At 57.0% G+C, this 25,762-nt stretch carries 28 protein-coding genes, 1 tRNA gene and 1 pseudogene; 13 read left to right on the top strand and 17 right to left on the bottom strand.

All coding sequences use genetic code 11. From position 1 onward, the window contains the following. Positions 1 to 66 precede the first annotated feature (66 nt). From GHO42_RS17755 to rpoE, 3 genes are read right to left on the bottom strand one after another with little or no spacing between them, the layout of a single operon-like run. A complete protein-coding gene (locus tag GHO42_RS17755) occupies positions 67 to 1,029 on the bottom strand; it encodes a MucB/RseB C-terminal domain-containing protein (RefSeq protein ID WP_153328219.1) in 963 nt (320 codons plus the stop codon). A gap of 8 nt (positions 1,030 to 1,037) precedes the next feature. Then, positions 1,038 to 1,628 (bottom strand): sigma-E factor negative regulatory protein, encoded by a 591-nt coding sequence (locus GHO42_RS17750; RefSeq protein ID WP_095019735.1) that lies wholly within the window; start codon positions 1,626 to 1,628, stop codon positions 1,038 to 1,040. Between the two features lie 31 nt (positions 1,629 to 1,659). Further along, positions 1,660 to 2,241 carry an RNA polymerase sigma factor RpoE gene (gene rpoE / locus GHO42_RS17745; RefSeq protein ID WP_016782046.1) on the bottom strand — a complete coding sequence of 194 codons (582 nt, stop codon included), beginning with the start codon at positions 2,239 to 2,241 and terminating at the stop codon, positions 1,660 to 1,662. A gap of 524 nt (positions 2,242 to 2,765) precedes the next feature. Between rpoE and nadB the strand changes: the two genes are divergently transcribed. Continuing rightward, positions 2,766 to 4,373, top strand: coding sequence for an L-aspartate oxidase (gene nadB, locus GHO42_RS17740; protein WP_153328220.1), 1,608 nt, complete (start codon positions 2,766 to 2,768; stop codon positions 4,371 to 4,373). Positions 4,374 to 4,987: 614 nt separating this feature from the next. On the opposite strand, the gene GHO42_RS17735 is transcribed toward nadB, so the two are convergent. The 6 genes from GHO42_RS17735 to GHO42_RS17710 all read right to left on the bottom strand — a co-directional run bounded on the left by GHO42_RS17735 (position 4,988) and on the right by GHO42_RS17710 (position 10,755). Next, positions 4,988 to 6,043, bottom strand: a complete 1,056-nt coding sequence (locus GHO42_RS17735; RefSeq protein WP_020301034.1) for a hypothetical protein — start codon at positions 6,041 to 6,043, stop codon at positions 4,988 to 4,990. A 105-nt stretch (positions 6,044 to 6,148) separates the two neighbouring features. Next, a complete protein-coding gene (locus tag GHO42_RS17730) occupies positions 6,149 to 6,565 on the bottom strand; it encodes a hypothetical protein (RefSeq protein ID WP_020301033.1) in 417 nt (138 codons plus the stop codon). Between the two features lie 187 nt (positions 6,566 to 6,752). Then, positions 6,753 to 7,052: a hypothetical protein gene (locus GHO42_RS17725; protein ID WP_153328221.1), complete on the bottom strand. Its 300-nt coding sequence runs from the start codon at positions 7,050 to 7,052 to the stop codon at positions 6,753 to 6,755. Beyond that, positions 7,049 to 7,798, bottom strand: coding sequence for a hypothetical protein (locus GHO42_RS17720; RefSeq protein WP_020301031.1), 750 nt, complete (start codon positions 7,796 to 7,798; stop codon positions 7,049 to 7,051). Before GHO42_RS17720 ends, GHO42_RS17725 begins: the two co-directional genes overlap by 4 nt. A gap of 873 nt (positions 7,799 to 8,671) precedes the next feature. After that, positions 8,672 to 9,121, bottom strand: coding sequence for a hypothetical protein (locus GHO42_RS17715; RefSeq protein ID WP_131672185.1), 450 nt, complete (start codon positions 9,119 to 9,121; stop codon positions 8,672 to 8,674). Positions 9,122 to 9,315: 194 nt separating this feature from the next. Beyond that, a complete protein-coding gene (locus GHO42_RS17710; RefSeq protein WP_020301029.1) occupies positions 9,316 to 10,755 on the bottom strand; it encodes a tyrosine-type recombinase/integrase in 1,440 nt (479 codons plus the stop codon). A 43-nt stretch (positions 10,756 to 10,798) separates the two neighbouring features. On the opposite strand from GHO42_RS17710, the pseudogene GHO42_RS17705 reads away from it, so the two are divergent. Then, a pseudogene (locus tag GHO42_RS17705) lies at positions 10,799 to 10,990 on the top strand (L-aspartate oxidase); the annotation flags it as partial. Here the strand turns inward: GHO42_RS17705 and GHO42_RS17700 are convergent. Together GHO42_RS17700 and GHO42_RS17695 are read right to left on the bottom strand one after the other, a co-directional pair. Further along, complete coding sequence (locus tag GHO42_RS17700; protein WP_095019725.1) at positions 10,959 to 11,411, bottom strand: protein YgfX; 453 nt, start codon at positions 11,409 to 11,411, stop codon at positions 10,959 to 10,961. The pseudogene GHO42_RS17705 and the gene GHO42_RS17700 sit on opposite strands and share 32 nt — an antisense overlap. After that, positions 11,395 to 11,649 (bottom strand): succinate dehydrogenase assembly factor 2, encoded by a 255-nt coding sequence (locus GHO42_RS17695; protein WP_048363403.1) that lies wholly within the window; start codon positions 11,647 to 11,649, stop codon positions 11,395 to 11,397. Before GHO42_RS17695 ends, GHO42_RS17700 begins: the two co-directional genes overlap by 17 nt. 148 nt (positions 11,650 to 11,797) lie before the next feature. Here GHO42_RS17695 and GHO42_RS17690 point away from each other — a divergent pair, with 148 nt between their 5' ends. Together GHO42_RS17690 and GHO42_RS17685 are read left to right on the top strand one after the other, a co-directional pair. After that, positions 11,798 to 12,742 (top strand): folate-binding protein YgfZ, encoded by a 945-nt coding sequence (locus GHO42_RS17690; protein WP_153328223.1) that lies wholly within the window; start codon positions 11,798 to 11,800, stop codon positions 12,740 to 12,742. Positions 12,743 to 12,774: 32 nt separating this feature from the next. Continuing rightward, positions 12,775 to 13,578, top strand: coding sequence for an HDOD domain-containing protein (locus tag GHO42_RS17685; protein WP_095001354.1), 804 nt, complete (start codon positions 12,775 to 12,777; stop codon positions 13,576 to 13,578). A 153-nt stretch (positions 13,579 to 13,731) separates the two neighbouring features. Here the strand turns inward: GHO42_RS17685 and GHO42_RS17680 are convergent, their stop codons facing one another. Further along, on the bottom strand, positions 13,732 to 15,126 hold the full coding sequence (locus GHO42_RS17680) for a sensor histidine kinase (RefSeq protein WP_095001353.1): 1,395 nt from the start codon (positions 15,124 to 15,126) through the stop codon (positions 13,732 to 13,734). After that, entirely contained in the window at positions 15,119 to 15,790 is a 672-nt protein-coding gene (locus tag GHO42_RS17675; RefSeq protein ID WP_095020844.1) for a response regulator, read from the bottom strand. Before GHO42_RS17675 ends, GHO42_RS17680 begins: the two co-directional genes overlap by 8 nt. A gap of 354 nt (positions 15,791 to 16,144) precedes the next feature. On the opposite strand from GHO42_RS17675, the gene GHO42_RS17670 reads away from it, so the two are divergent. The 4 genes from GHO42_RS17670 to GHO42_RS17655 are packed head-to-tail and all read left to right on the top strand — an operon-like array spanning position 16,145 to position 20,190. Next, positions 16,145 to 17,122: a tripartite tricarboxylate transporter substrate binding protein gene (locus GHO42_RS17670; protein WP_095020843.1), complete on the top strand. Its 978-nt coding sequence runs from the start codon at positions 16,145 to 16,147 to the stop codon at positions 17,120 to 17,122. Positions 17,123 to 17,179: 57 nt separating this feature from the next. Next, positions 17,180 to 17,638 carry a tripartite tricarboxylate transporter TctB family protein gene (locus GHO42_RS17665; RefSeq protein ID WP_095019724.1) on the top strand — a complete coding sequence of 153 codons (459 nt, stop codon included), beginning with the start codon at positions 17,180 to 17,182 and terminating at the stop codon, positions 17,636 to 17,638. Between the two features lies 1 nt (position 17,639). Continuing rightward, a complete protein-coding gene (locus GHO42_RS17660; RefSeq protein ID WP_095001349.1) occupies positions 17,640 to 19,154 on the top strand; it encodes a tripartite tricarboxylate transporter permease in 1,515 nt (504 codons plus the stop codon). Beyond that, the gene (locus GHO42_RS17655) at positions 19,147 to 20,190 is read left to right on the top strand and encodes an AbrB family transcriptional regulator (RefSeq protein WP_153328225.1); all 1,044 of its coding nucleotides are present in this window, start codon (positions 19,147 to 19,149) and stop codon (positions 20,188 to 20,190) included. The genes GHO42_RS17660 and GHO42_RS17655 overlap by 8 nt, the downstream gene beginning before the upstream one ends. 60 nt (positions 20,191 to 20,250) lie before the next feature. On the opposite strand, the gene ung is transcribed toward GHO42_RS17655, so the two are convergent. Beyond that, on the bottom strand, positions 20,251 to 20,943 hold the full coding sequence (gene ung, locus GHO42_RS17650; protein WP_095001347.1) for a uracil-DNA glycosylase: 693 nt from the start codon (positions 20,941 to 20,943) through the stop codon (positions 20,251 to 20,253). Between the two features lie 130 nt (positions 20,944 to 21,073). On the opposite strand from ung, the gene GHO42_RS17645 reads away from it, so the two are divergent. Beyond that, complete coding sequence (locus GHO42_RS17645) at positions 21,074 to 21,451, top strand: hypothetical protein (protein WP_133144263.1); 378 nt, start codon at positions 21,074 to 21,076, stop codon at positions 21,449 to 21,451. 302 nt (positions 21,452 to 21,753) lie between these two features. Here GHO42_RS17645 and GHO42_RS17640 read toward each other — a convergent pair whose 3' ends face one another. After that, positions 21,754 to 22,191: a DUF3757 domain-containing protein gene (locus GHO42_RS17640; RefSeq protein ID WP_095001345.1), complete on the bottom strand. Its 438-nt coding sequence runs from the start codon at positions 22,189 to 22,191 to the stop codon at positions 21,754 to 21,756. Positions 22,192 to 22,442: 251 nt separating this feature from the next. Between GHO42_RS17640 and GHO42_RS17635 the strand changes: the two genes are divergently transcribed. From GHO42_RS17635 to GHO42_RS17620, 4 genes are all read left to right on the top strand, one after another. Continuing rightward, positions 22,443 to 22,664: a cysteine-rich CWC family protein gene (locus GHO42_RS17635; RefSeq protein WP_095019719.1), complete on the top strand. Its 222-nt coding sequence runs from the start codon at positions 22,443 to 22,445 to the stop codon at positions 22,662 to 22,664. Between the two features lie 33 nt (positions 22,665 to 22,697). Then, the gene (locus GHO42_RS17630; protein WP_095019718.1) at positions 22,698 to 23,408 is read left to right on the top strand and encodes a pseudouridine synthase; all 711 of its coding nucleotides are present in this window, start codon (positions 22,698 to 22,700) and stop codon (positions 23,406 to 23,408) included. 87 nt (positions 23,409 to 23,495) lie between these two features. Beyond that, positions 23,496 to 24,350, top strand: a complete 855-nt coding sequence (locus GHO42_RS17625; RefSeq protein ID WP_176465209.1) for an alpha/beta fold hydrolase — start codon at positions 23,496 to 23,498, stop codon at positions 24,348 to 24,350. 106 nt (positions 24,351 to 24,456) lie between these two features. Then, positions 24,457 to 24,530 (top strand) — tRNA-Gly (locus GHO42_RS17620). 137 nt (positions 24,531 to 24,667) lie between these two features. On the opposite strand, the gene GHO42_RS17615 is transcribed toward GHO42_RS17620, so the two are convergent. Together GHO42_RS17615 and GHO42_RS17610 are read right to left on the bottom strand one after the other, a co-directional pair. After that, positions 24,668 to 25,303, bottom strand: coding sequence for a LysE family translocator (locus GHO42_RS17615; protein WP_153328227.1), 636 nt, complete (start codon positions 25,301 to 25,303; stop codon positions 24,668 to 24,670). A gap of 102 nt (positions 25,304 to 25,405) precedes the next feature. Beyond that, a partial coding sequence (locus tag GHO42_RS17610) for a phospholipase D-like domain-containing protein (RefSeq protein WP_256671115.1) occupies positions 25,406 to 25,762 on the bottom strand: 357 nt, incomplete at its 5' end.

Genomic DNA, 25,762 nt, shown 5'->3' with positions numbered 1-25,762 from the left:
CTGACCTTTATAAAAAGAGATAAAAATGGCAAATCGAAAATTGTCACCCGCCATGTCGATGCAACCCTATGGTTTGGCCTGAGCATCGTTTTCACCGACACGCATCGACAGGGCAATTCGTTCAGCAGTGCCCATGGGAATTTCACCCACCACCGTGGCCATCATGTCTCCCTGAGGCGTGCTCAGGTGGCGCGTGACCGCAGCTGTGGGCCCGAGCTGGACGCGGGCATCTGGAACAGCAGCGCCCTTGACCGGCTCGATAAACACCGAAAAACGGGCAAGGCCATCGTCATACAGAAGGCTGGTGACTTCGGATTTGCTCCGCGGATCACGGCGCACCGTACTGCTGACCTGCTCAAAACCGGAGGGCAGCCAGTCAGAGTGCCAGGCCTGAACCGAATTGACCTGCCCGGCCCCTTTGTCGGCAGGGGCAACAGCACGGCACTGCCCCGCAGGCGTGAGCTGGCTGTCATCAGGAGGCGTGGTTGCAAAGGTCGTAAACTGGTAGCGCTCAAGCAACTGCCCCTTGTCATTGAGCAACAAGGACTTGAGAGGCAAACCGGTTTCACGGTCCAGATACAGCTCAAAACCGTAGCGATGCTGATCACGCGGAGCAAACGATATGACCACTACCGGGCGACCGGCGACCCTGGAGTTGCCCTCGATTGCCACGGCATACAGGTCATTGAACTTCTGGACATCGAATTGACGCGCCGCGACAGCCGTGACATCGCCCAACCCGGAGGCCTGTTTGCCAGTGACACATTCAGTGCGCCCATCCGAGCGGATCACCTCTTGCGCAGTGCCATCAAGCTGCATCAACCGCTCACGAACCTTGCCATCCTGCACGCGGTGCCAGATGCTGTGGGTAGAAAAACTACCGTTACGCTCGTAAACGAAAGTACCCTGATAGCTATGCTGTTGCTCGGCCTGCCCAAGACGTTTTAACCAGTCCTGGGCTTCATCGGCGTGGGCCGGTACTGCAAACCAGCCACTGAGCAGAAGAGGTAGCAAAGTTAGGACGCGCATGATGGTCCTTAACGGTTTTCGAGGCTCGCAGCACGAGCATAAGGCAGAGGGCTTTCAGCCCCTTTCAGCGCTGCTTGCTCTGCGTGCTGGCGCAGGTAGCCAGGCAAACGCTGATCTTGCCAGCCCGGCTGACCTTGCAGGACACCGTTGGCCATCGGGCCGGTGGCCTGATCGGCACTCTCGCTGTAGTTGGCCAGTACTGCCGGACCTTTGGCCATCGGTGCACTCAGGCTCTGCGCAGGGTTCTGCTGGGCGAGCTGGTTGCCAACGATGTCATCCTGGTTGTACAGCCGCACACCCGCCAGAACAGCGACGGTAACCGACGCGGCTACGGCCAGGCGACCAATGCTGCGCCACGGCCCACGGACAACCTTGGCCGGGGTTTGCTCTTCAGCCAGCGCGGCCGAAACGGCAGATGCGATGTCCAGGCGCGGAATCAACAGGTCCTTGTGCATCACAGCACGGGCCACCTGATAACGGGACCAGGTGTCACGGGTTTGTGTGTCGTCGAAGGCATTCAATACCCGACGTAGTTCCAGTTCGTCCGCTTCGTTATCCATCACTGCGGACAGCGATTCCTGCAGGGCTTCACGACTCATGGCGGTTCCTCTCTTGGCTGTCGCCGCTGTCTCAGTTTTCCTGCAACAACGGCTGCAGGGCTTTATCTATGGCTTCCCGGGCGCGGAAAATCCGGGAGCGCACGGTACCCACCGGGCATTGCATGACGCTCGCAATGTCCTCGTAACTCAGACCATCAAATTCACGTAAAGTTAAAGCCGTACGCAAATCTTCTGGCAGTAGCTGAATAGTGCGATGAACGGTGCCTTCGATCTCGTCTCGGAGCAAAGCGCGCTCCGGCGACTCGAGGTCCTTGAGACCGTGATCACCATCATAAAACTCGGCATCTTCCGAACTCACATCGCTGTCAGGCGGACGTCGACCGCGTGACACCAGATAGTTTTTCGCCGTGTTAATGGCGATGCGATACAGCCATGTGTAAAAGGCACTGTCGCCGCGAAAATTACCAAGTGCCCGGTACGCCTTGATAAAGGCCTCCTGGGCAACGTCCTGGGCTTCATGGGTGTCGTGCACGAAACGCACGATCAACCCGAGAATTTTGTGTTGATACTTCAACACCAGCAGATCGAACGCGCGCTTGTCGCCACGCTGTACGCGCTCGACCAGCTGCTGATCCTCTTCCTGGGCTAGCATGAATACTCCTCATAAGACCGGGAGGAAGATTGCTGTGCTAATTGATCAGGCTTGCAAACATAGACTCGGGCTTTTCGCAAAAGTTCTCTCCCCCCTGGCAAGTTTCCTGCGTGCCCGGATTTGGCACACACGAAAACGCAGCTCGGGCCTGGCCGGCTGCGTCAATAATCTTGTCGTCAAATTCAGCTGTCGAGTCGAAAAAACAAACCCCGCATCAATCTGGACGCCGTTCCCCTGCATCAAGGGCAGCCCACTATGGAACCCCTGGCTATACGAAAAGTTCAAAAACTTCGTATAAAACAAGCCCTGCAGTACCTTGGAAGCGTATCAGAACCCGCGCCATTCCAGAGCACTGCCCCAGCATGCAGATTAATTGTGCAAATCAACATGCAGACCCTTCGTGTCTGAGGCACACTTTGCGCCCGCTGTAATTTCACAATGCCATAAAGGCCCGGCCATTGTGCCGATCCCCCCCTCTATATACTAGAGATACCAGAGGGCGTTTTTTTGCGGATGTGAGAAGAATGAGCCAACATTTTCAACATGATGTGCTGGTGATTGGCAGCGGCGCTGCCGGCTTGAGCCTTGCGCTCACGTTACCCAGCCATATGCGTATTGCAGTGCTGAGCAAAGGCGATCTGGCCAATGGTTCGACGTTCTGGGCCCAGGGCGGTGTCGCCGCTGTCCTGGATGACACCGACACGGTGCAGTCCCACGTCGAAGACACCCTCAATGCCGGTGGCGGGCTGTGCCACGAAGACGCGGTACGCTTTACCGTCGAGCACAGCCGCGAAGCCATCCAGTGGCTGATCGATCAGGGCGTACCCTTCACCCGCGATGACAGCATCGACCCCGAGCAACAGGGCTTTGAGTTCCACCTCACCCGAGAAGGCGGGCACAGCCACCGGCGCATCATCCATGCGGCCGACGCCACCGGCGCGGCGATTTTCAAGACATTGCTCGAACAGGCCCGCCAGCGCCCCAATATCGAACTGCTCGAACAGCGCGTTGCCGTCGATCTGATTACCGAACGCCGCCTGGGCCTGGAAGGTGATCGCTGCCTCGGTGCCTATGTGCTGGATCGTGCCACGGGTGAAGTCGACACCTTTGGCTCGCGCTTCACCATTCTGGCAACCGGTGGCGCAGCCAAGGTGTACCTCTATACCAGCAACCCGGACGGTGCCTGCGGTGATGGCATTGCCATGGCCTGGCGCTCGGGTTGCCGGGTGGCCAACCTGGAGTTCAACCAGTTCCACCCCACCTGCCTGTATCACCCGCAAGCCAAGAGCTTTTTAATCACTGAAGCCCTGCGGGGCGAAGGCGCGCACCTCAAGCTGCCCAACGGCGAGCGTTTCATGCATCGCTTCGACCCGCGGGGCGAACTGGCCCCGCGGGATATCGTCGCCCGGGCCATCGACCATGAAATGAAGCGTCTGGGCATCGATTGTGTGTACCTGGATATCAGCCATGAGCCCGATAGCTTTATCAAGGCCCACTTCCCGACTGTATATGAGCGCTGCCTGGCATTTGGTATCGACATCACTCAACAGGCCATCCCGGTAGTACCTGCGGCGCATTACACCTGCGGCGGCGTGATGGTCGACGAACATGGCCACACCGATGTGCCGGGCCTGTACGCCATCGGCGAAACCAGCTTCACCGGCCTGCATGGTGCCAACCGCATGGCCAGCAACTCGCTGCTCGAGTGCTTTGTGTACGCCAAGTCGGCAGCGGCAGACATCCTTGCCCAGTCGCCCGAAATCGCCGCCCCCGTCGCACTGCCGAGCTGGGATGCCAGCCAGGTGACCGACTCCGATGAAGACGTAATCATCGCCCACAACTGGGATGAGCTACGGCGCTTTATGTGGGACTACGTGGGCATCGTGCGCACCAACAAGCGCCTGCAGCGGGCCCAGCACCGGGTGCGCCTGCTGCTGGATGAAATTGACGAGTTCTACAGCAACTATCGCGTAAGCAGAGACCTGATTGAATTGAGGAACCTTGCTCAAGTAGCGGAACTGATGATCAGGTCTGCCATGAAACGTAAGGAATCTCGGGGTCTGCACTACACGTTGGACTATCCAGAGCTGCTGCCAGAGGCGAAGGATACGATCCTTACACCCGACAAATGAGGCACGTTAGGAGCCATAGCGTAGCACCATGGGGCCCCAGTTTGTAACAGCTTTGGCGCACATTTGTCCCAACGCTGAGGTCCTTATCACCTGCCCGCAAGGGTCCTTATCGTGCGCCTGAGCGAGCATGCGAGGGCCTATGGGGGTAAGCGCGCAGGTTAGTAGTTACAGGTGGTCACTCAGATTTTTGTGCCAGATCCTCATGAGGTGCCCTTGAGGCACCCATACAGCCAGAAGGCCACATGAACACCAACGCAGGCCCGTAGGCCGCGCTAAACGTGTCCATGAAGTTGTCCTAAGAGTTAAGGGATCGGTGAACCGTCAGGTTTGTGAGACCGTATTGAGTGGCAATCTCAAGGATGCCCTCATAGGATTTAGGCCAGCCTCCACCACTTGAGTCGTTGGTGGCCCCTGACTGGAGCAGGGCAAAGCAAACGGCTGCATATGGGGTCAGGTGATCGACTTGTATCTTCGTAACCACCCGTTTGTCCTTGTAGGTATAACAGAGAGTAAAACTCATGGCTGGCCTTGCCGTAACATGGTCGATGCCCAAGCATAGCAACTAAACAGCTCGCCCATGAGGCCCATTACGGACCTCATGGATACAGCGGGTGTTACGGCTTGACGACCACACGGGTGATCAGCGGAAAGTCTACGGTCTCGACCTGAAGTTTCTCAGTAGGGTCCGCTGGGTTTGCCAGCTTCAGCTTGACCTTGGCCTGAGCCATTACGTCAGCGATACCGGTGATTTCGATGTCCCAGCCCTGTACCGAGGCGTTACGGCTGGCGAGGATTGACCACACATCACCGTCGTTACCTTCACGGAACGACAGGGAGGCGAAGCCTTTAGGGAGCATGAAGACGCCACGGTTGCCATCCGAATAGAACTGGGTACGGCAGCCCAACAGGTCCTCAATATCATCTACGCCTGCACGCTGGGCAGCACGCTCAAGGATTGCCTGTTCGGTCATGTGCATCAGCAGCACGAAGTCACTCAGGGAGTTGCCCACTGAGTGGTTGATGCTCAGTGTTAGTTGGTCAATCCAATCCTCAGCACGATCACGTGGTCCAGTGCCAGCAATGGTGACTTCCTTGACCTCGACACTTGGGGACTTCAGGAGAATGTCCACGATGGTAGAGCCGCACGCTTTCTCAAAGTCCTGCATGGCCTTATCCAGCATTTGGCCGATGGAGTTGCTGGTGAAACCTGCCACCACATGAGCATCTAACAGAGTCATACGGTGCGAGAAGAACGCGGCGGTATCAGTGGGCTCCGTAAAGATCACGTCACCGGCAACAGCTTCACCCTTTGTAATGGTCGAGGTGTCGTAGATCGACTTACGTGGGTCGAACTCGACGTTGCGGTCGACCATGTTGACCAGTTGCACAGGGGTCGGCTCAGTGCCCTTAGGTCGAAACTCACACGGGATAGCATCAACGGCGTTCTGGTGCCATTCGCCACCATTAAAGAAGTCGTCAAGGACCGCAACGATACCTTCAGCGGCGACGCTGCCGTCACTGCATGGGGCGCTTGTGGATGCCTGGGTGTTGAACTGAAGGTTACCACCATTGCCCCACACGGCCTGCTCATAGGCAGTCGGTGCGCTGTAACGGTCAGTGTTCTCGCGGTGGTCGGCGGATTTGAAAGCGTTCTGTTTACGAGTAGGCATGATTGAGTATCTCCTGAAAGTTTACTTGAAGGGGTTCAACGGGACGCCAACAAGAGCCAGCGCCACCGGAGGCAAGACGGTGTGAGTCAGTAGGTTGCCCGTGAGTCATTCCCACGAGGACCATGAGGACCGGCCATTAGCGGCACGGATAGCAGCACCACGTGCACGGTATTCAGCTTCGCGGGCCTCACGCTTGGCACGGCGACGGGCGACCTCAAGGGCCGTAGGGGTCGCATAGGAAGCAACGCGCTCAGCGTGGGCACGAGACTCAGCTAACTGGCGCTCACGCTCGGCTGCTGAATGGGCCTCACGAGCACGAACTGCTCGGACCACAGCGGGGAACGCATCAGCGATCAGACCAGCGTCAAGGTATTGCTTAACGATGGCCTCACGGGCCGAATCATTCTTACCTGCACCAGCGATCAGCCCAGACAGCATCACGCCTTCAGCGAAGGTACGGGTCACGCTCTGGCCTTGGACTTCAACAGTTTCGGGCGTTACGTTTTGAATGTTCAATTGCATGGTAGGTGTCTCCTAAATTCGAGACATTGATTCATGGCCCTGCCGCATAGAGGCAACGTGACCAGATGGCAAGGAGTAGCCGCACGGACCTCTCAAGGACATGATCAATATCTTCTGGGTTTGGGTTGGTGCGATCACGGGTCTGTAACTTGGCGGGGTGTGATCTTGGTGCCGATGGCGGACGGCGTTACAGTAGATGGATGATGCGTTGAGCTTTCCCTAAAGGGACCTTTAAGCGTGCACGGAGTACCGCGTCGATGTGGAGCGATGGTGACCCGATGATCGACTTAACGAAGGCGCTCAGACCGGGGTGATTGGCTTTGAGGTGGGCCAGTAGGGAATCCAAATGGACCCCGCATGATGACTCGCAATAGAAGCTGTTACGGGCACGTCGATCACGCCAGATGCCACGGAGGGTCAGCAACTTCACGCGGGACGCGGGGGTGACGCACAGGGCATTGAGCTGGTCGAGGAATGAACTGCTCATAGCTGTGCCTCCTTGCATGCACGGCCCCAGCGATCCACACGGGATGCCTGAGCGGCCTTCTTAGCTTTGGCCTGAGCGGCCTTGGCTTCAGCTACGCCGACGTTGATGGTCTCAGTATTTGCACGCAACCAGTCAAGGCCACGGGGTTTGACCCTCCAGCCTTCACGGTTGCCGAAGTCCGATGAGATCGCCACAAAGGCGCCTGATGAGAAACCTTGCTGCTTTGGTCGGATCTGACCAGTACGGCTACCAAAATCGTCACAGACGTGAACGAACATCGTCCCCTTTGCGAGAAATTCAAGAGCAAGTCGAGGCTGTTGAATACCAGCCACACGGCAAGCCTCGGTCCATGTCAGACCCGCGCCGCGAGCCTTCATGTCGAGAGTCGTAGCCTTGGGCATGTTTGCGTCCAGAAGGGCATCTTTATGGCGCAGCTCACGGACGGCACTGTTACGCATGGCGATGAACGCACGAATGACCATCAGGTAAAAGTCGGTTGAAACCCACATGGCGTATGCAATTGCGCCCTCTTCTGTTGCAAGGGTCCCGTTACCGTGGGAGACATGCAAATTTGCATCTTTGATCAGGGCAGCTTGAACAGCATTACGCCACTGACCCGGTTCCCGAACATTCAGAGTCTTGGCGATCTCGTTGAGATTCCACATTCCATCTTCGTTCGGCTTGAAGGTCTGCCCCTCAATCACGATAGGCAGCAGGTCAGTTTGGTTATTGGTGTTGGCCAGCATAGTAGTGGACTCCTTTTGAATGCTCCCTGAGTTCGCTCCCACAGGCCGACCGTCAAGGCCCCACTACGGGCATCGACCATGGCTCAAGAAGCATTCAGAAAGACTTGACGTTGATAAAAGCCCAGCGACGGGCGTAGAGGAATTCAGAACGACCGATTAGCTTAGCGGTCTGTCCCTGTTCTTGTGAGGGTTTTTAATCTGGTCATACTGGAGTACCAACGAGCCGCTACGGTCACACTTCTACAACCACGACATCGAAGGTAGACCCAAGATCTTAATGATCGACCTTAAGGTAACTCTAAGAGCATTCTCTTTAAGGTTTTATTATTTATAGAACTAAACCAATAAAACTTAATCTTAGAGTCATCTTGTAGAGATCTTTAAGTTAAAAGGCCCCTTTATACTGTGCGATCAGAGATAGGAGGCCCAAACCTATCAAGGGTCTATTCACACGAAGCGCGCAGACAGAATCGCTACAGCGGACCTGATGCTGGTCCCGCAGATCCCGTTAGGGCTGCGCTTGGTGGTCATGACGTCTTGGATATTGGGCTACCTGAAAGAGGTAGCGGTGGTCACTGGACGTACACGCCTTGCCCGCAGAGGGCCACCTTGAGGTGACCTTGCGGCATCTTGAAAGGAAAGCAACGCTGATTTAGCCTGTCCCTCTTTGGGTGAGGGTTTTTAAATCTTCGTCGAACGTGCTGCCAACTTGTTAGTTAAGCCACACGCTACAACTGGCTACGCTGTCTCCGACCACTCCGCCCTGTAAGACGCAGTTCGCTGATCGACGGACTCACCTGCTGCTTCACCCAGCTCCAAATCGCTTCGGACCGTGGTACCGATAAGGAATAGCGCTCAGAGCACAAACTAAATCTAAGCCATCCCGCTATACCGTTTGTAAACTTTTAGCGGACACTGAATTTTTTTGCTCAGCCACTCGAATAGCTCGTTACCTCCAGAAAGCATACCTTCCTCGAACTCATCAAAGCCGAAGAGCTTCGCCGCTTCCGAATCTGACTTAAGTGCCATGCGCACTACGTGATATTGCGCCACCGCCGCGCTTGCATCTTCTTCACCATAGAACACGCAAAAAATAAGCTCCAGCGCATTAAGCTCGAATGGACAGCCTCGACTTTGACTGGCTGCATCATAAAAACCACTTATATAGCCCATCAGCCAAAGATCAATAATCGGTTTTCCGTCGTTGGTCCAGTGAACTAATGGAGGATTTCCTCTATCTTCACCACCGCAGAGTAACTGGTACTGCGCCTTGAGCGCCGAGCACACATCAGCTACAAGGTCTGTCACCGCTGGACTACTCACAGGGTAAACCTTCGGCGCTGGCTCGCTCCGCCTCTTAAAAAAACTCATTAGGCCCATTTGCAATGGATTCCTTTCAACCTGTAATGGCTGAAGGCTACCACATACCCAGCGAATCTCCTGAAGCCCGCACACCATAAGCACCATTGAGGCGCTCGCATTGCCTCCGTACAGATCGAACGCCAGCGACCCTCGAATCAGCCTTCTGATAATGCCTCAATCAGAGCTTCGGCCATTCGTTTTACCTCAACCGCACTCCCAGCCCCGTACAGGTCATAACTGATCGACCCCGAGGCGTGCCCCAAGATGGACTCAGCGGTCCCCACAGGCACCTCAGCGGCCTTCAGGGCACCGGCCAGAGAGTGACGCAACGAGTGGAAGGTCTGGGTCCGATCAGCTTTCAAGCTCAAGACATCCCGTAGCGCCCCATTAAGCACGTTCGAGAACTGACCAGCTCCCAAGGTGAACAGCCGAGAGTCGGCCTTCCTGACAAACTCAAGGAACGCCTGAAGATCAAAACCATAAGCGCCATCAGTCAGAGGCACAACACGGAGAGCATTCTTGGTCTTGACCGTCTTGCCATCGTTCCTATTAATGTCGATGACCCACACGCCGCTGACCTGTTTAACGTCAGCCTTGGTCAACTGCCTAAGCTCCTCAATACGGGTCCCAGTGATCACCCCAAGGGACAACGCCCAGCGCTGCCATGCGTCCACAGGAAGGGACTTAGCGTGAGCCATTAGGGCCTTTACCTGATCCTGAGAGAACGCCTCACGGGAACTGTCAGCGCCTTTCGTTGGCTTCAGACCCTTATCAAAACTCTTGTCGAGGTAGCCGTTATTCACAGCCCAATCCATGACCGTCGATAGCCGGGTCAGCAGCTTCTTAACCGTCGAAGGCTTACGGTCCTCAAGGAGCTTGTTCCGAAGGTTCTTCATGTCCTCCCGTGTGTGGGTCTTCATGTCCAAGTCGCCAAGGATCGTGCCGATAGCCTCACACGATGACTTCACGTCCCGCATGGTGCTGACCTGAATGCTGTCTTTGCGTTCCGCCATGTAGAGCGCGGAGAGGTCCTTGAATGTCAGACCTGAAAGAGCACTTACAGATAAGGGCAGGGAGAGGGCCACAGACGTGCCACAAGATTCGCCATTGAGGTCCTTCACGATCTCGACCAGTTTCCCCGACCGGCCCCGCATACGCTCCTGCGAAGCCTCAAGGATCTCAAGGGCCTTACTCACTGCCCGTTGCTGATTGATGCTCAGGGGCAACTTTGCGGATGCCTTACGCAACGCCAAGTGATGCTCATCGTTGATCATCTCGTAAGCGACCAGTGAGCTGTCACCGTGTGCCATCGTCAGGTTGTACTCAGCGAACTCAATCAAACGCTCACGGAGTTCGTCCCATGACGCCTCAGGGTTGTCCAAGTGGTAAGCCTTGAGAGTCGAAAGAATGTCGTCGGAGATGGTCATTGCGGTGGCCTTGTCGGTAGTCCTAAGTGACAGCGTGAAGAAGCCCTTAACGGTTCCTTGAGGGCGAAGGCGAAGGTAATAGCGACCAGACCGGCGATAGTGGTACGGCTTGGCGAGCGCAGTTTGTAACAGGTTTGTCCCACTTGGGGAGTGGTGGTTGACGGTCATCGGCTGAAACCCCTGTATCCATTGGGTTTAGCCTCACAGGGTCGAGTTCTACAGCAACTACAAGGTCAGCCGTGACCTGATCGAGTTGCGCAACCTGGCGCAAGTGGCCGAGTTGATGATCCGCAGTGCCATGACCCGCAAGGAGTCGCGCGGCCTGCACTACACCCTCGACTACCCGCACATGCTGCCCGAAGCGCTGGACACTATTCTGGTGCCAGCCACCTACGCCGACTGAACTTCAGTCGCACGCGCAGGCGCCGGTGCTGATCCGGTGCCAGCGCGGCGGCCGGAATGCACACCGCACGCACCCGCCGCTCACCCGGCAAGCGAAAGCGCACCACTACCACCAGGGGTAGCGCCAGGCTGTCACGGCGCAGTTGCACGGCCTGCCAGCCTTTGTCACGGCTCCACAACTGCCAGCCATCAACATCATGACGCAACCGGGTAATGGCACTGCCATGGGTCAGGCGGATATGCCTTGGCAACACCCAGGCCCCGTGAGCTAGACACAGCAATGCGCCGAGCAGATGTGCCCAGGCAGGGATTGAAAGAAGGCAAATAGATATCAGCGCCAGCGACTGGGCTGCAAGATACGCCGCCAGCAATTGCCCCGAGGCATGCCAGCGGCATTCAAAATAATTACTTGGGCTGGACACGGTCCAGAATCATCCGGACCATGCGCTGCAGCTCAGGGTCCTCGGACTCGCTGCGCTCCATAAACCAGCCAAACATGTCCTGGTCTTCGCACTCCAGCAGCTTGCGATAGCATTCGCGGTCTACGTCATTAAGGGTGGCGTACACCTCCTTGACGAAAGGCACCAGCAACACGTCAAGTTCAAGCATGCCGCGGCGGCTGTGCCAGTAGAGACGATTGAGTTCAACATCTTCGACCATGGAGCGCTCCTCAAATAGAACGCAAGTATACAGGCCGATCCGTCATAGAACAGTCGGCTTTGGTCGGCCCCGTCCATCCTTTGCGAACTACCCATTTGCAGGGCGCACCTCTATGATGTGTTCCAGACTTATTCAACTGCGATGACCCATGGCCGACTCTGCTTTTTTTTGCACCCTGAACCACGAAGGCATCCTTGCTGTGATCGGCAACGACGCCAGCAAGTTTCTGCAAGGGCAGCTGACCTGCAACCTCAACTATTTGAGTGAAACCCGCTCAAGCCTTGGCGCCCGCTGCACGCAAAAAGGCCGTATGCAGTCGAGCTTTCGCATCGTACTGCAAGACAACGGCTGCCTGCTGGCAATGGCGCGCGAACTGGTTGAACCGCAGTTGGCGGACCTGAAAAAGTACGCGGTGTTCTCCAAGTCCAAACTGACCGATGACAGTGCCAACTGGATACGCTTTGGCCTGGTAAATGCCGACTCGGTGCTGCAAAGCCTGGGCCTGGACCTGCCAGCTGAAACTGACAGCGTCGCCCGCGCCAGCGACCTGATCGCCATTCGCGCTTCTGAAGGCCGCGCGGAACTCTGGGCCCCTGTCGAACAGACTGAAAGCCTCGTTCAGCACCTCAAGGCACAGCTGCCCGAGGCCGACCTCAACCAATGGCTGCTGGGCCAGGTTCGCGCCGGTATTGGCCAGGTCATGGCCCAAACCCGTGAGTTGTTCATTCCGCAAATGATCAACCTGCAGGCCGTAGGCGGTGTCAGCTTCAAAAAAGGCTGCTACACCGGCCAGGAAATCGTTGCGCGCATGCAATACCTGGGCAAACTCAAACGCCACCTCTACCGCCTGTCCCTTGAGGCGGGGCATGCTGCGCCCGCCCCCGGCACGCCGCTGTTTACCCCGTCCCACGCCAGTTCCGTGGGCGAAGTGGTACTGGCCGCTAACGCCGAAAACGGTGTTGAGCTGCTAGCCGTGCTGACCAGCGATGCTGCGCAAGCCGGAGATATTCACTTGGGTGACCTGCAAGGCCCTGGCCTTTCACTGCTTGAGCTGCCGTATCAACTGGACCGCGATCGCGAAATCCAGCGTTGATTGCCACACATTGAAATGCAGTACCTAGAGAAATGAGCATGCTGGCGCACAGAGTCCAAATGGACTTGCTTAAGGCCATTGATAGAGATGACCTGGTTCTACCCACACTACCGGAAGTAGCGTTAAACATTCGCAAGGCCGCGGAAAACCCTGAAATCAGCGTCAGTAACTTGAGCAAGGTCATAGGTCGTGACACCGCGCTGTCAGCCCGACTGATCAAAGTGGTCAACAGCCCGATGTTGCGTGCCACCCGTGAGGTGACTGACCTGCACACGGCCATCACCCGCCTGGGTGTTAACTACAGCAGCAATCTGGCGATCGGGCTGGTGATGGAGCAGATTTTCCATGCCCGCTCCGAGGTGGTCGAGCAGAAAATGCGCGATGTATGGCGCCAGAGCCTGGAAGTGGCCGGCATCTGCTACACCCTGTGCCGCCGTCATACCTTGCTCAAGCCTGACCAGGCGGCACTGGGCGGCCTGGTGCACCAGATCGGCGTCTTGCCCATCCTGACCTACGCCGAAGAGCACAACGAACTGCTTTCCGATCCGGTTTCGCTCAACCACGTCATCGACAGCATTCACCCGTTGATTGGTGACAAACTGCTGGCAGGCTGGGAGTTTCCGGAAATGCTGCTAAAGATTCCCGGGCAGTATCAGGATTTTTCCCGACAAACCAAAGCCATCGACTACATCGATCTGGTGCAAATCGCTACCGTGTTTATGGGGCAAGACATGGAAGCACTGGTCGCCCTGCCCGCGCTCAAGAAGTTGAAGGTGCAAGCTGATGACCTGAAGTTTCAGGAGCAACTGCACGAAGCGCGCTGGATGCTTATCTGAACCTCTGAATCTGTGGGAGCGGGCTTGCTCGCGATGCAGACGACGCGGTCTGTCAGTTACACCGAATCGATTCAATCGCGGGCAAGCCCGCTCCCACAGGGGATTTGACGCCGGGTCGACTGGCCAGGGTATTTATCCATCCATGTCACAAGGCTAGCGCCCATTGGCCGGCACAAAACTCACCCGCACTTTCAACCCGCCCTGCACGCCATCATGCAAACTGATATGGGCAAGGTGGGCGCGACAGATTTCACCCACAATCGCCAGCCCCAGCCCCGACCCGGCCACCTGCTGATTACGTCGATAGAAGCGTTCAAATACCCGTTCGCGATCTTCATGGGGAATGCCCGGACCATCATCTTCGACTTCCAGCACGGCAGGCGCTGTCACGCGCAAAATCACATTGCCACCCACCGGTGTGTGAGCCATGGCGTTGTCCACCAGATTGCTCAGCAGTTCATGCAGCAACGTAGGCTCACCGTATAGCCAGACCGGCTGGTCGGCCTCAAGCGCCAGGGCAAACCCGCGGGCATGGGCCAGTGGCGCCATGGCCATGCCCAGCTCACGGGCCAACTGACTCAGGTCGAGCAACTGCGCACCGCCTTCGGCAATAGCCCGGGCGCCGTTTTCGATGCGCGCCAGCGACAGCAACTGATTGGCCAAATGGGTCAACCGGTCCGTACCCTGGGCCGCTTGCTCAAGGGTATGGCGCAAGGTCTGCGGTTCCTTTGCACGCAAGCCCAATTCAAGCTGGGCCTTGAGGACTGCCAGAGGTGTGCGCAACTCATGGGCAGCGTCAGCAATAAACTGCGCCTGACGAGCGAACTGCCCACGCAAACGCTCGGTAAAATGATTGAGTGCCTGCACCAATGGCCGTAGTTCTCGCTGCACCGACACCAGCGGCAAGGGTCGCAGATCATCCATCTCGCGCTCCTCCACGGCGCTGCGCAAACGCTCCAGCGGGCGCAGTGCGGCGCTTACGGCAAACCACACCACCAGTAATGCCCCCAACCCCAGCATGCCCAGGCGCAGCAAGGTGTCCGCCATCAAGCTACGGGCCATGGCCACCCGAGCTTCGTCGGTCTCGGCCACACGAATTTCCGCCATGCCGTTCATGCTGGGTTCGCTCACAGCCTTGAGCAAACTCACAACGCGCACGTTCTGGCCGAGATAAGTGCCATCATAAAAACGCGCCAACGCCGGATAATCATCGGTCCGCGGCGTGCCAGCTGGCGGCGCGGGCAGATTTTCATAACCGGAAATCAGCTTCTGATGAATATCATTGACCTGGTAGTAGATTCGCCCGGCGCTGTCGTAGGCAAAGGTATCAAGGGCAACGTAGGGCACATCCGCACTCAGGCTGCCATCACGCTGCGAGAGCCCGGCGGCAATGGTTCGTGCCGATGCCAGCAGGGTTCGGTCATACGCCGTATCGGCGGCCTCGCGACCGTTGAAGTAAGCGCTCAAGCTGCTCGCCAGCATCAACACAACCAGCAACAGCGTAAGGTGCCACAACAGGCTCCAGCGCAAGCTGTCGAGCTTAAACATCGCGGCCTTCCAGCAAATACCCCAGGCCCCTGAACGTCACGATCGCCACTGCCTGGCCGTCGAGTTTTTTACGCAGTCGGTGAATGTAAATCTCGATGGCGTCCGGGCTTGCCTCCTCATCCAGGCCAAACACCTGAGCGGCCAGTTGCTCCTTGCTCATGACCCTGCCAGGGCGCGCTATCAGCGCTTCCAGTACCGCCTGCTCGCGGGAGGTCAGCACCAGCAGCTCATCACCAAGGGTGAAGCGCCGGGTTCCGAGGTCGTACACCAGGGCGCCGCATTGCTGCAGCCGCTCACCACCCAGCACACTGCGACGCAGCAGCGCCTTGACCCGGGCTTCCAGCTCCGTCAGCTCAAATGGCTTGGCCAGGTAATCATCGGCCCCCAGGTTAAGCCCGTGAACCCGGTCCTTGACGTCACTGCGCGCAGTCAACATCAACACCGGCAAGGTTTTGCCACGAGCCCGTAAACGCGCCAGGACTTCAAAGCCATCCATGCGCGGCAAGCCTACATCCAGAATCGCCACGGCATATTCTTCACTGCTCAAGGCCAGGTCGGCGGCCACGCCATCATGCAGAACATCCACGGTCAGGCCCATGCCTTTCAGGGCTTGGGCAACACTCTCGGCCAGCTGTAGCTGATCTTCGACCAAAAGCACACGCATCGGTTTCACCTCGATTTTTTGTCCAGGCCGCAGCCTTTTGTGCGCGGAGTGTACAGACGGCAGGAGTGCTGTGAAGCGCAAAAACAGTGAATCTGTTTTGAAAGGTTAGCGAAAGGTTGGCCGGCTAGCATCACGAGACTGACAGTAATCCCTGTCGCCGTCATGCACTGCATAACGGCCCGAAAAACGCCTTGAAGCGTTTTCGCCAATAAGAACAATAATGGAGCACCTGCATGCTGACTTATCAGCCCGAAGCCCTTCATCCCTGTATTCCCCCCCTACCCGCGCTCTGTCGCGATGATTTCGCACACCCCAAAACTGCCCTATAAAAATAAAAGCTCCTGAGGAGACGATATGAAATTCCCCCTGCGCACTCTGGCTATTGCGGCCGGCTGCATGCTCTTCACTGGCCAACTGCTGGCTGAACCCAAACGCCCCGAATGCATTGCCCCGGCGTCCCCTGGCGGTGGCTTTGACCTGACCTGCAAACTGGCGCAAAGCGCACTGGTCAACGAGAAGCTGCTGAGCAAACCCATGCGTGTGACCTACATGCCGGGTGGCGTGGGGGCTGTTGCCTACAACGCCGTGGTCGCCCAGCGCCCGGCCGATGCTGGCACCCTGGTAGCCTGGTCCAGTGGCTCATTGCTTAACCTGGCCCAGGGCAAGTTCGGCCGCTTCGATGAAAGCGCCGTACGCTGGCTGGCAGCGGTCGGCACCAGCTACGGGGCCATTGCGGTGAAGAAGGACTCGCCCTACAAAAATCTCGATGATCTGGTTCAGGCCCTGAAAAAAGACCCGAGCAAAGTGGTCATTGGCTCAGGCGGCACCGTGGGCAGCCAGGACTGGATGCAGACCGCCCTGATCGCCAAGGCCGCCGGGATCAACCCCCGTGACCTGCGTTATGTGGCCCTGGAGGGTGGCGGTGAAATCGCTACCGCGCTGCTGGGCGGCCATATTCAGGTAGGCAGTACGGATATTTCCGACTCCATGCCCCATATCCAGAGCGGTGATATGCGCCTGCTCGCCGTATTCGCCAACGAGCGCCTCGATGAGCCGGAGATGAAGGACATCCCGACGGCCAAGGAACAGGGCTACGACATTGTCTGGCCTGTCGTACGCGGCTTCTACCTGGGGCCAAAAGTCAGCGATGCAGAGTACGCCTGGTGGAAAGAGGCTTTTGACAAGCTGCTGGCGTCCGAAGACTTCGCCACATTGCGTGATCAGCGCGAACTGTTCCCCTTCGCCATGACCGGCCCGGAGCTGGACACCTATGTGAAAAAGCAGGTGGCTGACTACAAAGTACTGGCCCAGGAATTCGGCCTGATCCAGTAACCGCCGCCGACCACTGGCTGTGCCCCTGCACCCAGGGGCACAGCCCAGGAGTAAACCATGCTTGCACAACGCGTATTTGCTTCGGCCCTGCTGCTTGTCTGCGCCGGTTTGGCGGCGATGGCCTGGCCTTATCAGGCAGCCTTTTCCTACGAACCCGTTGGTCCTCGCGCTTTCCCTTTGCTGATGCTGGCATTAATGGGACTGGGGCTGACCTACATGATCTTTCGCCCCTCCCCCGTGGTGCACAGCGAAGATGACCCCAAACTGGATCGTGAAACCCTGACCAAGATCGGTCTGTGTATCGTGCTGTTGCTGATCTTCGCCGGCACCTTCGAACCTCTCGGTTTTATCCTCAGCAGCATCCTGGTCGGCATCCCGCTGGCGCGTCTGTATGGCGGTCGCTGGCTGCCCAGCAGCGTGATCATCAGCTTGGTGAGCGTTGGCCTTTATTTACTCTTTGATAAAGCCATGGACGTTCCGCTGCCGCTTGGCCTGCTCGACGTTCTGGAGGACTGATATGGATACTTTCGGCTATTTGGGCCAGGGCTTCGGCGTCGCGCTCAGCCCGTACAATCTGGTCACAGCCCTGTGCGGCACCTTGATCGGCACCGTGGTCGGCCTGCTGCCGGGGCTTGGCCCAATCAACGGGGTCGCCCTGCTGATCCCCATCGCATTTGCCTTGGGCCTGCCACCGGAATCGGCGCTGATCCTGCTGGCGGCGGTGTATCTGGGCTGTGAATACGGCGGGCGTATCAGCTCGATCCTGCTGAACATCCCTGGCGAAGCTTCGACCGTGATGACCACCCTCGACGGCTACCCGATGGCGCGTAAAGGCCTGGCTGGCGTGGCGTTGTCGCTGTCGGCCTGGAGCTCATTTATTGGCGCCTTTATCGCCACCTGCGGCATGGTGCTGTTTGCTCCGCTACTGGCCAAGTGGGCGATAGCCTTCGGCCCGGCGGAGTATTTCGTGCTCATGGTGTTTGCCATTGTCTGCCTCGGCGGCATGGCCGGGGACCGTCCGCTCAAAACCTTTATCGCTGCGCTTATCGGCCTGTTTCTGGCCTGCGTGGGGATTGATGCCAACAGTGGCGTATACCGCTTCACCGGCGACAACATCCACCTGACTGACGGCATTCAATTTGTCGTGCTGGTACTGGGGTTGTTCTCCATCAGCGAAATCCTGTTGCTGCTGGAAAAAACCCATCGCGGCCAGGAAGCGGTTAAGGCCACCGGGCGCATGATGTTCAATTTCAAGGAAGCGTCTGCGGTATTCGCGGTGAATATCCGTTGCGGGCTGCTCGGTTTTATCATGGGCGTCCTGCCGGGTGCAGGTGCCACACTGGCCAGCGCCGTGTCCTATATGACGGAAAAACGCCTGGCGGGTACTTCCGGCAAATTCGGCGAGGGTGACATGCGCGGTCTGGCGGCCCCCGAAACCGCAATCGGTGCTTCCGCTTGTGGGGCGCTGGTACCCATGCTGACCCTGGGCGTGCCGGGTTCGGGCACCACGGCAGTGATGATCGGCGCCCTCTCGCTGTACAACATCACCCCCGGCCCGCTGTTGTTTCAGCAGCAGCCGGATATCGTCTGGGGTCTGATCGCGTCATTGTTTATCGCCAACGTCATGCTGGTGATCCTCAACATCCCGATGATCCGTATCTTCACCCGGATTCTGTCGGTGCCTAACTGGGCGCTGGTGCCCGCAATCGCCATCATCACGGCCATTGGTGTATACGCCGTGCACGCGACCACCTTCGATCTGTTCCTGATGATCGGTATCGGCATCTTCGGCTATATCCTGCGCAAGCTCGACTTCCCGCTGTCTCCGGTACTGCTGGGGTTCATTCTGGGCGGGCTGATGGAGCAGAACCTGCGTCGCGCACTGTCGATATCCAACGGTGCGCTGGATATCTTGTGGGCGAGCCCGATCACCCTGGGTGTCTGGGTACTGACGACAATCATGTTGTTGCTGCCTGTAATACGTATCTGGCGCAAACGCAGCGCCCAACGTCGCGCTCTGGCCAATGCCTGATTCAGGACTCAAGCACTGGTGGGGCACGCCGCTGATCGGCCTGGCTGGCGGCTACCTCGCCAGCCAGATCGGCTGGCCGTTACCGTGGATGGTCGGCTCTCTGCTGGCGATCATCCTGGTGCGTTGCCTGACACCCTGGCAACTGGCCGAGATTCCCGGCGGGCGTAAATGCGGGCAGTGGATTGTGGGCATCGGTATCGGCCTGCATTTCACACCTGTGGTGATGGAGCAGGTGCTGGCGCATTTCTGGCTGATCCTGGCGGGCGCCCTGCTCACCAGTGTGTCGAGTGTGATCGGTGTATGGCTGATGCGCCGCAGCGGTGAGGATCGCGCCACTGCGTTCTTCTCCAGCATGCCCGGCGGTTCGGGGGAGATGGTCAACCTCGGCGCACGCAATGGCGCCGTATTGAGCCGCGTCGCTGCTGGGCAGAGCCTGCGCGTACTGACCGTTGTGCTGTGCGTTCCGGCAGCCTTCAAGTACCTGCTGGGCGAAGGTGCTCCTGCTGTACACCCTGCCTCGATTAACTTCTATTGGCTGGCGTTATTGTTTCCGGCAGGTGCCTTGCTGGCCTGGATCTGGCAACGCTTGCGCCAGCCAAACCCGTGGCTGTTCGGGCCGCTGCTGGTCAGTGCCAGCGTGAGTATTTCATGGGATTTGCATATAGGCCTGCCAGACGGCAGCAGTCAGATGGGGCAGTGGCTGATTGGCAGCGGGCTGGGCTGTCATTTCAATCGGGCATTCTTTCGGCGGGCGCCGTCTTTTATCGGCAAAACCCTGCTGGGCACAGCCCTGACCATGTTGATAGCCAGCCTGTGTGCACTGGGCTTGAGCGCCCTCACCCAACTCGATCTACGCTCCATGACCCTGGGGATGATGCCGGGCGGCATTGCAGAAATGAGCCTCACCGCAGAAACATTGCAACTGTCAGTGCCCTTGGTTACCGCGTTGCAGGTGATGCGCCTGATCTTCGTGCTGTTTTTGGCTGAACCCCTGTTCCGCTATTGGGCTCGCCAGGATGAAGCCAACCCTTCCTGACAACAAGTGCTGGCACACCGGCTATTGCGCTGAGTGTGCCTTGTACCGCTGAGTCATGACTTAAACCGGTGGCAGTTTCCAGTCGATCGCAGCCAGGCCGTTTTGCTCAAGGAACTTGTTGGTTCGGCTGAAGTGGCCGTTGCCTATAAAGCCCCGATACGCCGATAGCGGCGATGGGTGCACCGACGTCAGCACCAGGTGTTTGGTCGCATCGATCAGTTTTTGCTTGCTCTGGGCATGGGCGCCCCACAGCAGGAACACCAGCTTGGGTTGCTGCTCGCTGACCACCTGGATAATCCGGTCAGTAAAATGCTCCCAGCCCTTCTTGGCATGGGAGGCGGCATTGGCGCGCTCCACCGTCATCGTGGTATTGAGCAGCAAAACGCCCTGCTCTGCCCAATGTTGCAAGCAGCCGTGAGGGGCGATATCAATATTCAGGTCACGCTTGAGCTCTTTATAGATATTGACCAGCGACGGCGGTGTCGGGATACCGGGCTGTACTGAAAAACACAAACCATGGGCCTGACCGGGGCCGTGATAAGGGTCCTGACCAAGAATGACCACCTTGATCTTGTCCAGCGGCGTCAGGTTAAGGGCATTGAAAATAAGCGGACCCGGTGGGTAAATCTCTTTTCCGGCCGCATGTTCCTGGCGCAGGAACTCGCGCAGCTCGGCCATGTAAGGTTTATCGAACTCCTCACGTAATGCCTGTTTCCAGACAGGTTCAAGTTTTATACGGTCATCCGGGGTCATGGGTAAGTCCTGAGAAACAATGGGGCGGACACTAGAAAACCCCGTCCCTGTTGTCAACATCCCCATCCGTCGCGTCCGGCGCCATGCAAGCGGGTCAGGTGCTTGTGCCGGGGTCATTGCCGGTTCGACCGTGAACGCTGATCTTGCTGAACCTTTAATACTGAATGAGGGGTGCCTGAACCTCTTGCACAAGCACAGGGCTATTAATCCCTTGCTGATTCAGCTGTTCGCGCTGAATAAGCGGCGCCTGAACCTCTCGCACAAGCACAGGACTATTGATCCCTTGCTGATTCAGCTGTTCGCGCTGAATAAGCGGCGCCTGAACCTCTCGCACAAGCACAGGACTATTGACCCCTTGCTGATTCAGCTGTTCGCGCTGAATAAGCGGCGCCTGAACCTCTCGCACAAGCACAGGGCTATTGATCCTTTGCTGATTCAGCTTTTCGCGCCGAATAAGCGGCGCCTTAACTTTTTGCCTGACCACAGGGCTATTTACGCCCTGATTTAACAGTGGGGCGGAACGCACGTCGGCTCGCTGATGGTGCCTGGGATACACAGGATAATTTATACAGGCAGACAGGGATGCACTTATTAAAACAACAGCCATAACTCGAATATACATACAAACCTCTCAAACCAAAGACAGTGCTCCCGCCCCATCGAAAGATATAAAAAACCGCGCACACTTCATTCAATATCTAAGAAACCAACCAAACACTCTCGAATTTACACCCCACAGCCATGCAGAGTAGTCAGCCAGACTCCCTGCCTGGCCGCATCAGCTGGATAAGGCATTACCGGACACGCAAATCAATTCCGTACCGAAAACGAACACCCATTGGTGTCAGATGAGTTGCATTCATAAAAAGCCAGCCCAAACCCGCTGGTATACATCTTCCAGTTTCTAGCCTCCACCAGAGTCATGGCGTCACCGGAAGCATCCGGATTATTATAATGCAAGTTCAGAAGTGACCTGTCCGCCGCCCTGTACTCGCAGTACCCGATCCGCCCCGTAGACCCTGCCTCGTTATTGGCTGGATAAAAAACAGCGGCTTCGAATGTTTTCAACGGTGACGCTGTCGGGGCGCTTGCCACAGCGATCCATTCAGCTGCGGAAGCATTGGCTGGCGCCGTATAGATACCATTTCTGAGCGTCACGGTTTCAGCACGCGGACAACTTTCAACCACACTGGCTAAAGAAACCGAAGAATAAAACAACATCGCACACAACAAGTACACGTATTTCATATACGCCCCCAATCAAATACTGAAAATTGTTCACGACAAGCAACTTGCCGCCCCCCCCAATCCTAAACGGACATTATTATTTAACAACAGGTTATTATGTAGGGAATTTCCTGAGGATACGTGCGATCTTCTTTATCCTCAGCACCTAATCAAAAAGACCCAACCTCCACACTGATTATAAATAACGATCGTTTTCCTACCCTTGTAAGGATTATTATCAAGCCATCAACTATTTCCATGGACATGCTGAAATGACCACCCCTGACCTGTGCCCAGCATGCGGCGCTCGAAACGACTGCTCCATGGCCAGCCCGGATATCGCGGCTCAATCCTGCTGGTGCCATACCGTCAATATTGATCCCAAGGTCATACAGGCATTACCACTTGAGCTACGTGATCTCGCCTGCCTGTGCCCTCGTTGCGCGAACGTTGCAAGTCAATTGCCGCCTGCACGGGCGCAGAGCCTCACGTAAGATACGCGCATGAATTCCTTGTGATTGATCGCTATGCGTTTAGACCGTTTTCTGAGCAACCGCCCCCAGTTCAACCGCCAGCAAGTACGCTTGCTCCTGATAGAGAAGCGCATCCAGGTTGATGGGCAGGTTATCTGCGATCCACGTCACGAAATCCGGGCATTCAGCCAGGTTGAGTTCGACGGGCAAATCTTGCAGGCAGGCAAACCGGCGCGTTACTTCATGCTGCACAAGCCACCCGGATGTGTAAGCGCCACCCAGGATGCGGAACATCCTACGGTGATCGACTTGCTGGATGAGCCGGACAAACACGACCTGCATATCGCAGGTCGGCTGGACTTCAACACCAGCGGGTTGATGCTGATTACCAATGACGGCCAATGGTCGCGTCATGTCACTCAGCCCGAGACCAAGATGCCCAAGGTGTATTACGTCGAGACCGAGCAGGAAATTACCAACGCGTATATCAGCAAATTTCGTGAGGGCGTCTATTTCGCTTTTGAAGACCTGACCACGCAGCCCGCCGGGCTGGAACTGCTTGGCCCTTGCAGTGCGCGCCTGAGCATCGTTGAGGGCCGTTATCATCAGGTCAAACGCATGTTTGGCTTCTTCAACAACAAGGTCGTGCGCCTGCACCGCGAAAGCATCGGCCCCTTGGTGCTCGACAGCCTGCTGGCCCCCGGCGAGTACCGGGCGCTGAGCGAGCAGGAAGTTGTGCAATTCCAACCCACTCCAGCAAATTAGCCGGCAACGAGGCCCACCCCTTTCTGTAACAATCACAGAGCACCATCAGTCAGACCGACGCTCGATTCACTGGAGTCTGACGCCATGATGAAGCCCGAAATTGCCGTGCTCGACATTCAAGGCCAATACCGTATCCATACCGAGCTTTATCGTTGCGATACGGCGCTAAACACCATCATCCTGGTGAATGGTTCGATGGCCACCACTGCGTCCTTTGGCCAGACCCTGAAAAACCTCCACCCGCATTTAAACGTTGTTCTCTATGACCAGCCCTACGCGGGCAACTCCAGACCTCATAACCCTCATCAGAAGATGCTGACGAGGGAAATAGAAGCTCAAATTTTGCTGGAGCTGATAGAGCATTTTGACGCGAACTACCTGCTGTCATTTTCATGGGGCGGGACAGCGGCACTTACCGCCCTGGCGTGTGTGCCGCGACGCATCGAAAAGGCCGTGATCAGTTCGTTTTCGCCGCTGATCAACGACGCCATGCGCGATTACCTGGAGCGTGGCCGTCATTGCCTGGCAGCTTGCAACCGCACTCAGGTGGGCAATCTGGTCAACGACACACTGGGCAAGCATTTGCCGCCATTGTTCAAGCGTTTCAACTTCAGGCACGTCAGCAGCCTGGCCGAGCATGAATACGCGCAAATGCACTTTCATATAGACCAGGTCCTGAACAACGATCAGCAAGGCTTTCTCAGTGCCACGCAGGGTATCGATATACCGGTGCTGTTTATCAATGGCCAATGGGACGAATACACCGTGGCCAGCGACGCCCGGCACTTTGCCCAGCCGATTGCCAACAGCCGGTTCATCAGCCTGGAAAACACCGGGCATTTTCTCGATATGGAAAACAGGAGCGCCAGCCACAGCAGTAAAAACGCCCTGCTCGAGTTTTTAAAGCCAACCCGACCTCACCCACCCTCACTGTCGTTGTGAGGGTGCTCGAGGCAATCAGCAGAACGAAAAAGCTGCTAAAACAACACATTTCAAGAATAAAACTTCTCATCGCTGCCATCTTCTGGTACAAAGTCAGCCGCTCTGAGCGGGTGTCGTATAATGGTATTACTCCAGCTTCCCAAGCTGATCACGCGGGTTCGATTCCCGCCACCCGCTCCACTTCTTCCTGGCTTTCAATCTACTTGAAAGCTTCGCTACACAGCAAAATCCTGCAACTGCATTGCCATCCAAGCCCTACCCCACCCTTTTTCATCCCCGATGACATTGTCCACACTGCATCCCCCCTGCCCGTTATTTCAAACGATCGCTTGCAACAATCCGGGCAGCGCATGCATCAGCGCACTGATGGCAAAGCCGATAAACATCACCCCGCACAGCCGGGTAATCAGTAACTCATGGCGCTGATAGAGCGCCCTGACATGGCCGGCGCCAACAACCCCCACCAGAATCGCGTAGGCCAGCGCCCCACCCACAAAGCTCAACGCGATCAACCATGGCAACATGGCCCAGGTCAGTAACTCTGCGCGGCTGGACAACAGCGCAGTGAACGTCGCCACTGCCACCGGATACGCTTTGGGGTTGGTCAATCCGAAAAAAATCCCGTGGGCAAACGGCTGTCGCGCCGGGCCTTGTTGAGCACTGCTGCTGCCCTGGGCGCGAACGGCACGCAGGCCCAGCCAGAAAAGGTACAAACCGCTGATCAAGCCCAGCACGTTGAAGGCAGTGCTGCCAAATTCACGTGCGCCGACGATGGCAATCAACGCCGTGCTGCACCAGATCACATCGCCGAGCAAATGCCCGCACAGAAAACCGGCGCCGGCACGTCGCCCACGGGCAGCGCCAATGCCGAAAACAGCCAGCACGCCCGGGCCCGGCGTGATCCCATAGATAAAGCCTGAGGCCAGAACGGCCAATAACAACGAAGGTGTCATGCAAAACGCTCCAGATAATCATGCCTCACGTTCGTCCGCTGCCGTGAAGTGGCTCGATTTTGCACGTTATCAACGCTTAAGTAACCGCGTGCAGGGCGAAATTCAGTGGCGCCGCCCCAAAATATTCACCACCAGCCGGTCAACCCAGCCCCAGATGCGCTGCTTCACCCGTCGCCAGAGGGGGCGTGATTGCCAGTCTTGCAGGCTGACGGGCTGACTTTGGGCGAAGTCGGCGATAAAGCTGGCCGCCACCGCCTGGGTAAGCGCCGGATCCAGCGCCTCAAGGTTGGCTTCAAGGTTGAAACGCAGGTTCCAGTGGTCGAAATTGCATGAGCCAACGCTGACCCAATCGTCGATCAGGACCATTTTCAAATGCAGAAAACAGGGCTGATATTCCAGTATCTGCACTCCGGACTTGAGCAGCCGCGGGTAATAACGGTGCCCGGCGTAGCGCACCGA

Origin of the sequence: Pseudomonas sp. FSL R10-0056 (assembly GCF_009600105.1) — a bacterium.
Lineage (GTDB): Bacteria > Pseudomonadota > Gammaproteobacteria > Pseudomonadales > Pseudomonadaceae > Aquipseudomonas > Aquipseudomonas bubulae.
This window is presented reverse-complemented; position numbering and strand designations above follow the sequence as displayed.